Genomic DNA, 14,519 nt, shown 5'->3' on the forward strand with positions numbered 1-14,519 from the left:
TGTCTTGTTATAATTCATGCACTTTAAAAACGTGTGTCGGGTGAGCCGCCTTTAGAAGGCGACCCACCCTCCCTGTTAAAAACGTCGGTTGCCGCCTCCATTTCCACCACCACCCTGTCTTTGCATACCACCCCCATTGCCCCTGTTCTGGCCTCCATTTTTCCTGCCGCCAAAACGGTTGAGGTTATACATAAAGGTAACCAGGAAATACCGGCGCAGGGTTTCTGTGAAAGTATCCTCGATGTAATTGGGATCGATGGTGCGGTCAATATTCTTATTCTGGTTCATGATGTCTACTACACTAAAGCGCAGCTCACCATTCCGCTTTTTAAACATTACCCAGGCTATGCTGGCATTCCACAAAGGAATGGGCTGGTTAAATCCATCTGCGCGCCCGCTGTTCACATAATAATCAAAATCACTGCTCAGCATAAAACGCTTCAGGAAAGTATAGGTTATATCCAGTGAATAATTGTGGTTGAAATACCGGTTGTTGGCATTTTCCTGCAGATCAAATTTGGCGTCATTGTAATTGAAATTGGCGCTGGCGCCCACGTCGAGCTTATCGGGAATATTGTAATCGTACCGGATGCGCTGCCCCAGCCCGATGGTCTTGTTGAAACCAATAACTCCTTGCTGCTGGTTGATATCGCGGTTATAACGAACGCTGCTGGTAAGGTTCACATTCATGGGGCTGCGCTTACCGGTGGTTACTTTGACCAGGGGAATGCCTACTGTTCCGGAAAACGACATGTTCCAGGAGCCATTCAGGTTCACCGGACGGATCAATTGGGTAGTGCCACCTATCTTCTCCATGCTGTTCACGATCTTGTTGCTAATCACGGATGCATTGAGGTTCATGTTGAAGAACAGGAAATTGGAAACATTAAAGGTGTTATAACTGGCGTTGAAGTTATTGGTAAACTCCTGCTTCAGGTTGGGGTTACCGGTGCGGTATACCAGCTGGTTGCTTTGGTCTACCACATCCTGCAACTGGCTGATGCTGGGCGCACGGGTACTACCACGGTAACCAAAGCGGATACTTTTGCGGGTACCCAGGTTATAATTAAAGTTGGCATTGGGGAAGAAGTTGGTATACCGCTGGCTCATGGTACTGTCCTTGCCTGTCATAGCGCGGTGGCTCATGTTCTTCAGTGTGGCAAACTGTACAGCGCCGCCCAACTGGAAATCATATTTCAGCTTTTTCACCCGGAAGTTGGTCCCCACCCTGCTGGAGATAAAGGTGTTCTCGAAATAATTGGTCTGGTTCTTATTCACACTGTCGTAGGCCCCGGTATTCTGTGCATAATCAAACACTTTCCGGTCGCTGGTGCTTTCATTGACGGTATAAGCATAATTCAATTCCAGTATCTTGCCTTCCCCCAGCATTTCAGTGAGGGAAGAGCTCACCGTATTGTTGAAGGAATTGGTGAGCTGTTCATTGTGCTGCCGTTGATCCCTGGTACGGCTCAATGTACTATCGGGATTATAATAATTATAAGGAGAAGTATTGTAACCATCTCCTTCGCTGTCATTTACCGCAGTATTCCAGCCGATGGTAAAGGTCCTGCCTAATTTCTTAAACCGGTGACGGAACAATAGGTTATTGCTAAAGCTAACTCCATCACGCTGGTTGGTCCTTGAGCTGATTCCTTCAATCGCTTTGTAATTGTATTTGGGCGTGCGGGCAATAGTCAATATGGAATCAAAACTTTCGGACTCTGACTGCTGGATAGTGATATTGGGGGTAAGCAGGATAGAGTTCATGCTATCAATGGCATACTCCCAGCGAAAGCCAAACCGGTGATTGAGGTTATCATTCCTTTGGTAGGATTGTTCATCACTGAGGGAAGTGGAATCATTGCTAAACAGGTTCTGACGCAAGCTCTTGCTGCGATTGATAGTACTGGTTTTGGATACAAAGTAATTGGCATTGAACTCCATTTTTTTGCCCCAGTTGTCGCGGTAGTTCACCCCGGCATTCCAGGATTTGGTATTGCCATTGCCGGCACTGCCGCCGCCACCTCCGCCGCCACCGCGGCCACCTCTTCCGCCACCTCCACCGCCGCCACTAAAGCCACCCATTCCTCCCATAGAGCTAACAACATCACTGGCGGAAAAGCCCAGCCGGTTAAGGTTGTTGGCTCCACCCACAATGGATATACGCTGATCTTCATTGAACATATTCATGGACAGGTTGCCGGTATAGCGATCACTACTGCCGCCGCCTACGGTGGTACGGCCAAACAAACCTTTGCGCCTGTCTTTCTTCAATTTAATATTAATGGTACGCTGGCGGCTGCCATCATCAATTTTTGTAAACTTGGCCTGATCGCTCATGTCGTCAAACACCTGTATACTTTCCACCATCTCGGCCGTAAGGTTCTTGGTGGCCAGCTTGGGGTCGTTGCCGAAGAATTCTTTACCGTCCACATATATCTTGGGAATGTTCTCACCCTGAGAGGTTACGTTGCCATCTTTATCTACCTCTACGCCGGGCAGTTTTTTCAGGAGATCCTCCACCGTGGCATTGGGCTTTGTTTTGAAAGCGCTGGCCCTGAACTCTACGGTGTCTTTCTTGATGGTAATGGGTGGCGCCGTTACAAACACCGTAGTCATGAGGCTGGTATCGGTACGCAGCTTTACCGTATCCAGGTTAATATCCGGTTTAGCAGCTGTAATATCAATAGAACGCATGAAGTTGCCATAGCCGGTAAAGCTGATACCAAGTAAGTAAGAACCTCCGGGAATGTTTTTGATCTCAAAAGCGCCTGTTTTATCGGCTACAGAAAAGCCAACAGCAGAAGAGTCTTCCTTGCTCATCACCGTGATAGTAGCATCGGGCAAGGGCAGGTTATTCAACACATCCACTACTTTACCTTTAATACTGCCAGCTACTTTTTGTTGGGCAAAAAGGCTATGACCTGTCAGTAATACCAATAGGGCCAGGGTAAATAATTTCATGCGTTGATTTTGGGATGTGTGTCATTCATTGGACGACACCCCTTTTCAAAACCAGCAGGGGGAAGCTGATTTTTTTGCGCATGGGCATTTTAAAGCCAATACTCTTTCAGGGCATCTTTCCTGCCACCCGGTAAGACTGGCTAATTGGCCACAGGTTTAATAAGATGGTAAATAATCAACCATATGGGCCCTAGGCACTGATAATCACCGTTTATTGATAGATCTCTACTTCTATTATACTGAGGGTACCGGTAGCAGTGGCATCATTGCGGGCCACCCCATCATCCAGCTTTTTGCCCGATACCTCTACACTATTGTTATCTTGAGTGGTAACATTGCCCAGTAATTCTATTTTCACCTTCTTCCCTTTGTGTGGTAAACACACAGCTGTAAAGTAGCCCAGTGAACGTTCGGTATTCCCTTTAAACACTTCCTGGCCATCTACGGAGATACGGATGGGGTACGACCTGCTCCGGAAATTATTCAGCTTCATCGTTACTTCTTTCACTATTGCATCCTTACCCAATTCATATTCTATCCAGGCATTGGCCAATTGCCTGCCGTTATTCCATTCGGTTAGTTCGTTGTCATCATAACTTTCAAAAGCACTATCGGCATGAGCGCCCGCATTGACCTTTACAATGGCCAATGCTTCCCGCTTGCGGGTGAAGGAGGGCGTTAAAGGTGTTGGTCCTCTATCGAGGCTAACAGGCAGGTCATTGCCGGGCAATGCAGTGCCCAATCCTCCATTCACCATTACGGGTAAGGTGGTCAATGTAAGTGTAGCAGTTTTCAATCCTTCTGCCCGGGCAGTGAGCACGATCTTGCCTGCGTTGGTTGTGCTGCGCAACAATGCCCTGTTCACCCCACATTCTACCGGCAGGTCTTTGGATAGAATATAATTATCCGGCCCCTGTGCCATACCTCCCCGCCATTCGGCTGCACCTTCCAGGGAAAAGTGGATCAGATCCAGGGCAGTAGGGCAACGCTGTCCGGCAGCATCGGTCACCTCCACTTCTACCAGGGCCAGATCATGACCATTGGCCTTAAAGCCTGCGGGATGTGTAAGGGACTTTAGCTTAATGGCATAGGGTACTCCCGCAGTTGTCTTTTGGGTAGTACAAATTTTTTTACCCTGTTCATCGTATCCCACAGCAGTGATAACACCTTGCTGCCAATGGATATTTTTGAAGGTGTAGAGGAAGCGGTTGCTTTGTTCTCCAAAACCCAGCGACTTTTCATTCACCAATAATTCTACTTTATTGGCTGATGATATTACATAGATATCTTTCGTAACTGCCGGCGTATAATTCCAATGTCCGATAATATGGATGCGTGGTTTTTCTATATCTACCCAGCCATCCCACATTACCTGGTTGGCAAAGTAGTTCTCCTTATATATACGAAGCGCATCCACTTCCCCACTCCTGCGGTAATTCTCTGCCCCACGGTGGTGGGTATTGGATTCGGAAAAGATAATGTTCACGCCACCTGAGCTAACCCGCTTTCCTGTGCCGGGTCTTTCTTTCCAGAACTCGTACCAGCGGGCAATATTTTCTTTGGCGTGTGATTCCTGGTTGCGATTGTATTCTGCTGCCGATTGACCTTTGTATGCCGGACCGTCACCATCTTTGTGATAGGGTGGAGAGTAATCATCCCAATACTTACGCAGGCCCTCATCCCTCGAATACTCCATGGCCCACATGGGGATATGGGCGCTTTTGTTGGTGTATAACATTTCGCCGCCGTATTCAGCTACTTTACTGTTCAGCATTTCCCGGCTGCCAATGGCCCTTCCACCATAGGGATCATACTGATCACGGATTGCTTTCATGGTCTCCATATGTTGTTCGCTGATAGATTCATTGCCGCATTCATAAAAGACAATACTGGGATTGTTCCTGTTGTAGATAATGGCATCACGCATTACTTGTGTGCGTTGGGTCCAGCGTGTTCCTTCTACATCTCTTTCCGCATCACCGGCCGGCATGGCCTGCATCAGCCCTACCCTGTCGCAGCTTTCTACATCCTGCTTCCAGGGGGTGATGTGCATCCAGCGCACCAAGTTGGCATTGCTTTCCACCATGAGTTTATTGCTGTAATCGCTCAACCAGGCAGGCACACTCAGGCCAATAGTGGGCCATTCGTTGGAGGTGCGCTGGGCATATCCATGCACCATGATCGCCCGGTCGTTGAGGTAGATCATACCGTCCTTAAAAGCTGTTTTGCGAAAACCGGTAGTGGTGGTCACCCGGTCTACTGCCTTGCCGTTTACCTTCAGGATGGTTTCGATGGTATACAGGTAGCCATATCCCCAGCTCCAGAACTCCAGGCCTTGTACAGGCGCTGAAGCTTTCAGCACACGGGTAGCTCCGGGTGCCAGGGTGATGCGCTCACCGGAAAAAGTTTTCACGGGTTTGCCTTGCCTGGTTTTGATCACTATTTCATATTGGACAGTGGAGGGTTGTCCACTTTCATTTTTCACTTCCGACTCTGCATGTACCACAGCACTTTTACCGCGGATATTAAAACTGTCGGCATAGATATACACTCCGGTTGTGCCCAGGTTGGAAAAGAGCGGCAAGGTCTGGTACACTTTGCCCATTATATGGAGGAAGACGTTTTTAGGGATACCTCCGTAGTTGGCATTGAAATTCTTATCGCTCCATTGGTATTTGGTATTGGTCGCTTTTTCGCGATATTCCCAGCTATTGTCGGTACGCACTGCCACGATATTGTCTGCACCAGTCTTTACCAGGTCAGTAATATCAAAACCAAAGCCGGTCACGCCATTCTCGTGCAATCCTACATGAACGCCATTTACATAGATATCTGCTGCCTGCCGCACGCCTTCAAATTCGAGGAATACTTTTTGTCCCTTGTGTATGGCAGGAATGGTAAAATGCTTGCGGTACCAGGCAATGCCGGTAGACAGGTCAACAATATCCTTTTTAAAGGCATCATCTTCATTCCAGGCGCGGGGCAGGGTAATGTTTTTCCAGGAGGCGTCATCATAGCCGGAGGCCTCCGCACCGGTAATGTCCCCAACATTCAATTTCCAGCCGCTATTGAAATTGTATTTAACTCTCTGCGCTGCAGCAATGGTAATACCCAGCAGCAAAAACGATGTAAGGATGTATTTCATAAATGATGGGAGCGCTATTTCTTCAGCTTGTATACTTCAGATCCGGCCAGGAGAAAACAGCCGAGACCATAATCTTCAAAATCAGGAATATTGGTATAACTAACAGGTTGGCCATCTTTGGGCTCTTTACCTGTGCCCTGCACAAAGCCCAGCATACCATCCTCATGCAGGCAATCCTTCACCATGGCGTTCCATGCTTTGAGGAGCACAGGCAAATAAGTTTGTTTATCAATGATGCCATTGTTGACGCCCCAGGCCATGCCATAGATGAACAAGGCTGTACCGGACAATTCCTTTCCACCAAAATGGGTTGAATCGTGCAGGCTCACATTCCAAAAACCATCAGCCCGCTGAATGGGCAATAAGGCTTTCAGCATGGATTTATAATCCTGGAGGTATTCGGTATAATGCGGATCATTTTTCGGCAGCCATTGCATAGTACGGGCCAGCGCCGCCACCACCCAGCCATTACCACGGCTCCAGTAACAATCCTCGCCGTTCGGTTCTTTATAAGGAGGCACAAAATCCTTGTCGCGCCACCACAAGCCTTCTGCGGCATTGTAGAGCCCGTTGGTGCCGTGTTTGTATTTGGCAAAGCTGTACAGGTCATACATCTTCCTGAAATAAGCCGTATCCTTATAGATTACTCCCAGCCGGGTAAATACCGGCATGGCCATTTGCAGGGCATCGATCCAGTTCCAGTCATCTTGTTTGTCACTTTGCACCATCAGGTCAATGGAAGCTTTGACATCGTGGATATGGGTGGAATCTTTGCTGTGCAGGAATAGTTCAATATAGGTTTGTCCGCAGCATTGGTTGTCTGCATTGCGGGTACCGATGCCATCCCTCAATCCCCATTTGTGTTTGTTGCCCCATTCGTAGGCATAATCAATATAGGCTTTCTTTTTGTCCGTACGGTACAGCTCCATCAATCCTTCATAATATACGGCGCGGGTCCAGATATTGCTGGGGCGCTCCCGATTGGTGATGATGGACTTGCCCGGGTCGGGCCATTTCTGCATAAAATATTTATTGGCCAGGGTCATGGCCTTCAATACTTCTTTTTTCTTTGGTACGGTTTGCGCATGTACCGCAACAGCCATTACCAATATCCATACGGCAACAACAAGCTTTCTTTTCATAATGATCCATTGAACTATTAACCAAACACTTTCAAAGGCATCCTTCGACAAGCTCAGGATGACAAGATTACTTCTTCAAATATTTATTCAGTCTGCAGTCTTTAAGTCCCTGTATGCCTTTGATCACGATCTCTGCATTCAGCTGCGCGCCAGCCAGATTGGTATGGGTGTGATCAGCGGGAAAGAAGGTATTTACTTTATCGGCACCCAGCTTCTCGTATTCTTCACCAATGGCATTATTGAGGTCGATGAACCAGGCGCCGGTAGTGGTGGCCGTTTCCCGCGCCCATTTGCCATAGCTATCATCTGCCCGGCTTACTTTACCATCCTTGAAATTGTTGCGGGGTACCGGTGAGCAGATAATAGCGGTAGCGCCTTTGGCTTTGGCCTCATTCACATACTTGCGCATGTACCAGCCGTAGGTATACACTACTTCCTGCTTTTTAGTGATGGGATTGTATATCTCTTTGCTTTCATCGCCTGTACCCCGGATGGTACCCCGCGCGCGGGCAGTATCATCGAGCGGACTGGCATCATTGTGCCCAAACTGCATGATCACAAAGTCTCCCGGCTTCAGCTCTTCGAGTATCCGCTGCCAGCGTCCGTCATTGATAAAGGTGCGACTGCTTCTGCCACCAATAGCATGGTTGCGTACGCTGATAGCACTGGTATCAAAGAAAGGCGCTATCAGGCTGCCCCAGCCCCATTGCTGGTTGCTGCCACTGCCATCGCCATTGCGCACGGTTGAATCGCCAATGATGTATAAGGTAGGCTTTTGTTGTTGCCATATAATAAATGACATGGTGGCCGCTACTGTAAAAAGCAGGACAGACAGCTTGAGGTATTTGCTAAGTTTCGTGTTCATATGATTATATCTTACTTCAGTTGAGACATTTTAATATTCGGTTTCGGTGGAGGCTTCATGCCTTCTCCCATAAAGAAACCGGTATGGGGCGGTTGGTTGTACGCTACGTTTTGCCAGGCGATGCTGAGCCGGTATTGCGGATCATGCATCAGTGTATAAAAACGGTGTGTTGTAGGAATGGTGGTAGAAAAGATGCGCAATTCATTGTTGTCTGCCGTGCGATAGATCACTTCCTCGCGCCAGTCGCCCCAAATATCAGCACTCAACACGGGATTGGACTTGGTGCCATTGTTGCGCACGCAATTGTACTGCGAAGCTTCCAGCAATCGGCTGGTCTTACTGTTCTGATAATCCCATTTATCAATGGAGGTACCATTCAGTATTTCACTCAGCACATCGCCATCCCAGTAGATGCCCATATTGCAGGCCGGTGTATTGTCGGCTATCTTGTTTCCTTTGCAATCAAACATACCGGTAATGCCGGCACCGGCCACCCAACATTCGTACCCTGGATAGCGGGGATCAATGTCCAGTGCCAGTCCCCTGCCCGGTCCTTCCCCATCCTCTCCCGCCTTTACAGATGCTTTCTTCCAAAGCACTTCTCCTGTGCGCGCATCGCGGAAGTTAGCCCCTGCATCATCAAATCGCTCCTGGATATCGAACACTTCCAAACCCGGGCGGGAAGGATCGAGATCGGTTACATGCAACGCATCACCATGCCCCAGGCCGGTGGAGTACAACCCTGTTCCATCATCATTGATCGTCATGGCGCCGTAGACGATCTCATCTTTTCCATCGCCATCTACATCAGCTACGGTTAAATTGTGGTTGCCCTGACCAGCATAGGTGGGATTTCCATTGTTGGTATCAAATACCCAGCGGGAAGTAAGTTGCCCGTTTTTCCAATCCCAGGCTGTCAATGCAGTGCGGGTATAATAACCACGGCACATGACCAGGCTGGGATGCACGCCATCGAGGTAAGCAATACAAGCCAGGAAACGGTCCATGCGGTTGCCGTATCCATCGCCCCAAATAGATTTCAGTTCTTCGGTAGTGGGCGTAAGGGAAGATGGATGCCTGGCAGGTATATAGGCGGTAGTAGCCATGACTGCGCCGGTAAGTCCATTAAATATGCTGAGGTATTCGGGGCCAGCTAATATATAACCACGTTCATTACGCCAGTCTTTGGAAGAATCGCCAATTATTTTTCCTTTGGCATCCATGCTGCCGTCAGCCGTTTTCATAGCGATCTCGGCCCTGCCATCACCATCCAGGTCATACACCATGAACTGGGTATAGTGGGCGCCTTCACGAATATTCTTCCCGAGGTTAATGGTCCATAGTAAAGTGCCGTCCATTTTATAAGCCTGAAAGATGGGCGGATCGGTAATACCCGCCTGGGAGTTATCCTTGGCGCGGCTGGTCTGGTGCAAGATGATCTCGTATTCGCCATCCCCATCGAGATCACCTACCGAAGCATCGTTGGGTGCATAACCGGCTGGTGTTTGTAAAGGCAATGAAACATAGGGCAGTGTACCAGGTTTCAGTACAAATGGTTGGCTGGCGGCTCCTTCTTTTCCTTTAATAATGGACTTTACAAAATACGTATAGCTTTTGGTAGTATCGGGATTGGTATCCTGAAAAGAGGTGGAACTGGTAATGGGTTGTTTATTGAGCTTAACAGGCTTACCGGCTTGCGCTGTGCGGTACACATTAAAAGCGATCGTATCGGGATCATCGCCCAGCAGGCGCCAGCTTACAAAAATACGTCCATCGGGTTGGGTGGCAGCATGTACACCGCGACCAAGCCATTCCATTTGACGCTGTGCGGTAAGCGGTTCAAAGGTATAGAGTAACAGGAGACAAAGCAAGAGGTGATTCTTTTTCATATAGCGGTTGAAAAGGTAGCATGCTATCAAGTTTTCTCCATCCTGTACTGTTCTGAAGTTAAAGAAGCTGCGAGCCATGAGCCACGAGCTGCGAGCCTGATATTTGGGCTCATTGCTCTAAACTCGTTGCTCGCAGCTCGAGGCTAGAATCTCATAGCTTTTCCTATTGCTTCGTCACTTTCGTCGTAATCGTTTCGTCATTGTATTTGATCTTCACCAGGTACCATCCTGCAGTCCAGGAAGCACCCAATTGTTTCCTGCTTTGTGCTGTACCTTTTTCAATCAGGCGTCCTGCTGCATCATAGGCTTCGTATTCAAAAGCACCCGGGGCTGTTAACTGGAAGCTGCTGGCGGAAGGATTGGGAAATACGGCTACTTTAATACGTTCCTCAGTTGTTGGGATTGTATTGGTTGCTATCCTGGCACTGGCGCAAGCGACCGCCACCGGATTGCTGCCTGTGATGGTGATATTATCAATATTGGCCGGACCTGTAGCATTGACTGCTTCGAGCCGCAGGTTGACGGTACCTGCCGGCAAGGAAACATTTACAGAAGCGGTAGTCCAGGTGGTCCAGTCGGCAGTAGCCGGGAAACTGATACTGGCCACAGCAGTGCTGCTATTCACCAATAACCTGGATGGCCTGTCGGCGCCACCGCCATTAGAATAACGCCAGCTAAGGGTATAAGATCCGGCAGCAGGTGTTGTGATGCGCCAGTTGACTCCGCTATTGGCCACATTATTGGCATTGGCAAAACCCGTTCCGGTAAACCCTGCATTGTTATTGTCTACCGTTCCATCCACACTACAGAAGCCGGTGGTATTTTCTTCAATGGTGATACCGTTGCCAGTGGGCGGCGGCGGAGCGCCTACCATCACAATGTTGGGCGTGGGCGGCGTATTCATATCTGTACCGAGATAAAATCCCGGATGCGGCGGTTGGTTGTAGGCTCCGTTTTGCCAGGCAATGGCCATGCGGTATTGCGGATCATGCATTAAGGTGTAAATGCGGTTGGTGGCCAGGATGGTAGTAGTATATATCCTTAGTGCACTGTTGTCAGAAGCGCGGAGGATCACTTCTTCCCGCCAGTCGCCCAATACATCGGCGCTCAGGGCCGGTGTGGCTTTGGTGCTGTTGTTGGATGCTGTACCACTGGCCGATAATAAAGTACTGACAGTAGAAGAAGTATAATTCCATTTGCTGATGGTGGTACCGTCGAGCAATTCGCGGGAAAGATCAGCATCCCACCACACGGCAAAATTGATAGAGGGTTTGGTGGTCGTGATCTGTACACCCTTTACGGTATACAGGCCGCCGCGGGAAGCCCAGCATTCGTATCCTTTGTAACGCGGATCAATATCTGCTGCCAGGCCACGACCTACATCGGCACTAGGTTCGGCCACTGTCCACAGGCGTGCGCCGGTAGCGGCGTTTACGAGGGCGGCGCCTACCTGTCCATTACTACCCGGGCTTTCATAAGGCTGCCATATTTCCAGACCTGCCCTGTCGGGGTCCATATCACTTACATGCAGAGCGTCGCCATGGCCCATACCATTGGCCCAGGAGCCGATACCATTGTCGTTGACGGCGCTGGAACCGTTGATGGTTTCCTGTTTGCCATCGCCATCAATATCGGCTACACTCATCTGGTGGTTACCCTGGCCTGCATAGGCGCTGTTGCCTGAGTTGTTGCTGTCAAAGTTCCAGCGTTGAGTGAGTGATCCGTTGCGCCAATCCCAGGCTACGCGCACGAGGCGGGTATAATATCCACGTCCGAATACCATGCTGGGGCGTTGTCCATCGAGGTAGGCCATACAGGCTATGAAGCGGTCTACCCGGTTTCCATAGTTATCACCCCATGATGAAACTGTTCCCCTGGCAGGCAGGTAATTGGTAGTAGCCATGGCTGCACCTGTTTGCCCATTGAATACGGTGAGAAATTCCGGGCCTGTGAGTACATAACCACTGGTATTGCGGTAATCAGCAGAAGAGCTGCCGATATAAGTTCCTACTCCATCGCGGGTGGCATCGGCTGTCTTGCAAGCCATTTCCGCTTTGCCATCGCCATCAAAATCATACACCAGGAACTGCGTGTAGTGTGCGCCCGCCCTGATGTTGCGGCCCAGGTCAATGCGCCACAGGCGGGTGCCATTGAGCTTGTAGGCATCGATGTACACATTGCCGGTATAGCCGGATTGTGAATTGTCTTTTGCATTGGTGGGGTCCCATTTCAGGATGATCTCATACTCTCCATCACCATCAAGATCGCCTACGGATGCATCATTGGCGGTGTAGGTATAAGCTTCACCGCTGGGTGTGGTACCACCTGCTGGTATTTGCAGCGGCACATTGAGGTAGGCCTGCGTGGTAACGCCTGCGCCTGTTGAGGCAGCTTGTTCTACACCACCGATCACCGGGCGTACGGTATAGGTATTATTGGTGGTGATATTGTCTACCACGTTGGTAGAAGCTGTGATGGGGCTGGCATTGATCTTAGTGGTACCGCGGTATACATTAAAACTGATACCCGCAGGATCGGTGCCCAGTAAACGCCAGCCAACGTATACCTCGCTGCTGCTGGTGCGTACGGCCACTACACCCCGGCCCAGGTATTCCATCTGGTATTGGGCCTGCATGGTGCTACTGATCAATAAAAAGGAAAGGAGAAAAGATAACTTGCGGCTGGTAAAGCGGTTCCGTTGGGGGCGCAGGCAGGCACCCTCTACAGAATAAGGTAGAGAACATTTCATATGGCATATGTTTGGTTAAGGAAAACGAGGCCGGGCGTGAGGGGGTCTTCTCACGATTTACGTTTACTATAACAAGCTGATAATGCCCCAGGGGAGAGTTGAAAGCCGGGGAGTGTACCTGCATGTTGTATGCAGTCTTAATAATTAGTGTAGATCAAGCAAGTATTTAAATTTAGCGTATCCTTCACAGTTGGCTATCCTGTACTGTCATGGGATTTCTTCAGCCCGTTTCTTTTCCACTTGCAATATATTATTCTGGATATCTTTCATGATCCATTTGGCCCACCAGCCGGCATAGAAGTTGAAAGTGGTGGTCAACTTAAAATGACTGTAGAGGTGGACCTCACTTTTTCAAAGCAAAATGTCCCCCATTAGGGTGTAGCCCCTGGCAGTCACAGGTTGTGAAATCATTGCTGACCACCCATATTAAGTTTTGTTTATTCCTGTTGTACCAACTCCTGACAGCCGCCTGGAACCGTATCCTGTTTTGCCTGCTTCTCCGCAAATGGTTCCAATAGGAGCAATAGCCGCAGCCAGCCTGGTCAAACTTAACACCCAGCAGTTCAAAAGTGGGAATATCCTGTATGATCTCCTGCAAGGCGCTATAGGCGATATCGCCAACAGTCCATTGTCCGCCGAAATTAGGGACTACTGCCCTGGTCGTAGAGACATCGGATAGTTTATCTATCAGCAGCGGAATGATGGCTTGCTTTTGTTGCACTACCCGCCAGAAAATTTTGTCGCCACAACCATCTGCTACTTCACAGATATAAGGCATATCTGCCACCAACTTCAGGCTATCTACCAGTTTTTGGTGACTGGTTGATTGAGCAACCGTCAGTAATGGAAAGAGTGCAAATAAAATGGTCCAGTGCTTCATGGGGTCAAATTAATTATCGACCAATATTTTTGTCGAATACTCAGTGATGAAATCCTTTAAGAAGGAATCAATAAATGCGTTCGTGCTGCCATCCTTTTTCAGGCTTTCTTTTAGCTTCTTATACTCGTCGGTTTCTTTAAATGCCTGGAATTGCTGCGCTTTAAATTTTTCATATTCCTTGTGTCCGAGCTTCTTTTCCCGGGTCAGTTTTCCCTGGCCAATTTCAAGCAGGATATAGTTTTCATAGGTTGACCCATAACCCATGTGCACATAATTGATCCGCTTGCCGCAAGGCAATACCAGCAATCCTGTAAACCAGTCGATGTTGATCACACGCTGATCGGGAAAAACCTCGTTGAGTACACTCATCCACTTATAGCTATGTTCCCTGGCTGTATCAACAATTTGAATTTCAATATCCTTCAGCAACAATTGATTGTCTTTTATTTCAAAAGTGGCCACATAGCCCCTCCACAAAGCGGTTGACTGAACACCATCTTTGGGTTTTCTGCCGGGGTTCTTTTCGAAAAAGACTTCCAGCGGATTGGTGTGCATGGCATATTCCTTCCCGTTGTACCATACCTTATCGGGGTATTGGGCGGTAGCCGATGCCTGCAAAGAGAAAGCAACCGAGAGTATGACCAATGTGACTGCCTTCAAGACCATTTTTGCCGAATGCCGTGTAGATTGTTTCATGCGCGCTTTTTAGCATGATGCTGAAAACAGAAGGATTCCATAAACCAAATGCAAACACAGTCCTAAAAGATCCGTAATGCATTTAAAGGGCACTGTAATGAGGAGCAGTTCATACAGCCTATAAACCCGGCAGCTATACGCTGGTCTTGTAATAAAGTTCAGGCAAGTTAACACCTGATTGTGTTTCCT

At 48.7% G+C, this 14,519-nt stretch carries 8 protein-coding genes; all 8 read right to left on the reverse strand.

From position 1 onward, the window contains the following. Positions 1 to 75: 75 nt before the first annotated feature. The 8 genes from D3H65_RS18915 to D3H65_RS18950 all read right to left on the reverse strand — a co-directional run bounded on the left by D3H65_RS18915 (position 76) and on the right by D3H65_RS18950 (position 14,330). On the reverse strand, positions 76 to 2,964 hold the full coding sequence (locus D3H65_RS18915) for a TonB-dependent receptor domain-containing protein (protein WP_119051807.1): 2,889 nt from the start codon (positions 2,962 to 2,964) through the stop codon (positions 76 to 78). A gap of 211 nt (positions 2,965 to 3,175) precedes the next feature. Continuing rightward, the gene (locus tag D3H65_RS18920) at positions 3,176 to 6,109 is read right to left on the reverse strand and encodes a glycoside hydrolase family 2 protein (protein ID WP_119051808.1); all 2,934 of its coding nucleotides are present in this window, start codon (positions 6,107 to 6,109) and stop codon (positions 3,176 to 3,178) included. 14 nt (positions 6,110 to 6,123) lie between these two features. Further along, entirely contained in the window at positions 6,124 to 7,251 is a 1,128-nt protein-coding gene (locus tag D3H65_RS18925) for a glycoside hydrolase family 88/105 protein (RefSeq protein ID WP_119051809.1), read from the reverse strand. Positions 7,252 to 7,318: 67 nt separating this feature from the next. Continuing rightward, on the reverse strand, positions 7,319 to 8,116 hold the full coding sequence (locus D3H65_RS18930) for a rhamnogalacturonan acetylesterase (RefSeq protein WP_119051810.1): 798 nt from the start codon (positions 8,114 to 8,116) through the stop codon (positions 7,319 to 7,321). 11 nt (positions 8,117 to 8,127) lie between these two features. After that, complete coding sequence (locus D3H65_RS18935) at positions 8,128 to 10,005, reverse strand: rhamnogalacturonan lyase (RefSeq protein ID WP_119054566.1); 1,878 nt, start codon at positions 10,003 to 10,005, stop codon at positions 8,128 to 8,130. Positions 10,006 to 10,168: 163 nt separating this feature from the next. Continuing rightward, positions 10,169 to 12,754, reverse strand: coding sequence for a rhamnogalacturonan lyase family protein (locus D3H65_RS18940; protein ID WP_119051811.1), 2,586 nt, complete (start codon positions 12,752 to 12,754; stop codon positions 10,169 to 10,171). Positions 12,755 to 13,097: 343 nt separating this feature from the next. Then, the gene (locus D3H65_RS18945; protein WP_119051812.1) at positions 13,098 to 13,634 is read right to left on the reverse strand and encodes a hypothetical protein; all 537 of its coding nucleotides are present in this window, start codon (positions 13,632 to 13,634) and stop codon (positions 13,098 to 13,100) included. Between the two features lie 9 nt (positions 13,635 to 13,643). Next, complete coding sequence (locus tag D3H65_RS18950) at positions 13,644 to 14,330, reverse strand: hypothetical protein (protein ID WP_119051813.1); 687 nt, start codon at positions 14,328 to 14,330, stop codon at positions 13,644 to 13,646. Positions 14,331 to 14,519: the final 189 nt, after the last annotated feature.

Source organism: Paraflavitalea soli (genome assembly GCF_003555545.1).
GTDB lineage: Bacteria > Bacteroidota > Bacteroidia > Chitinophagales > Chitinophagaceae > Paraflavitalea > Paraflavitalea soli.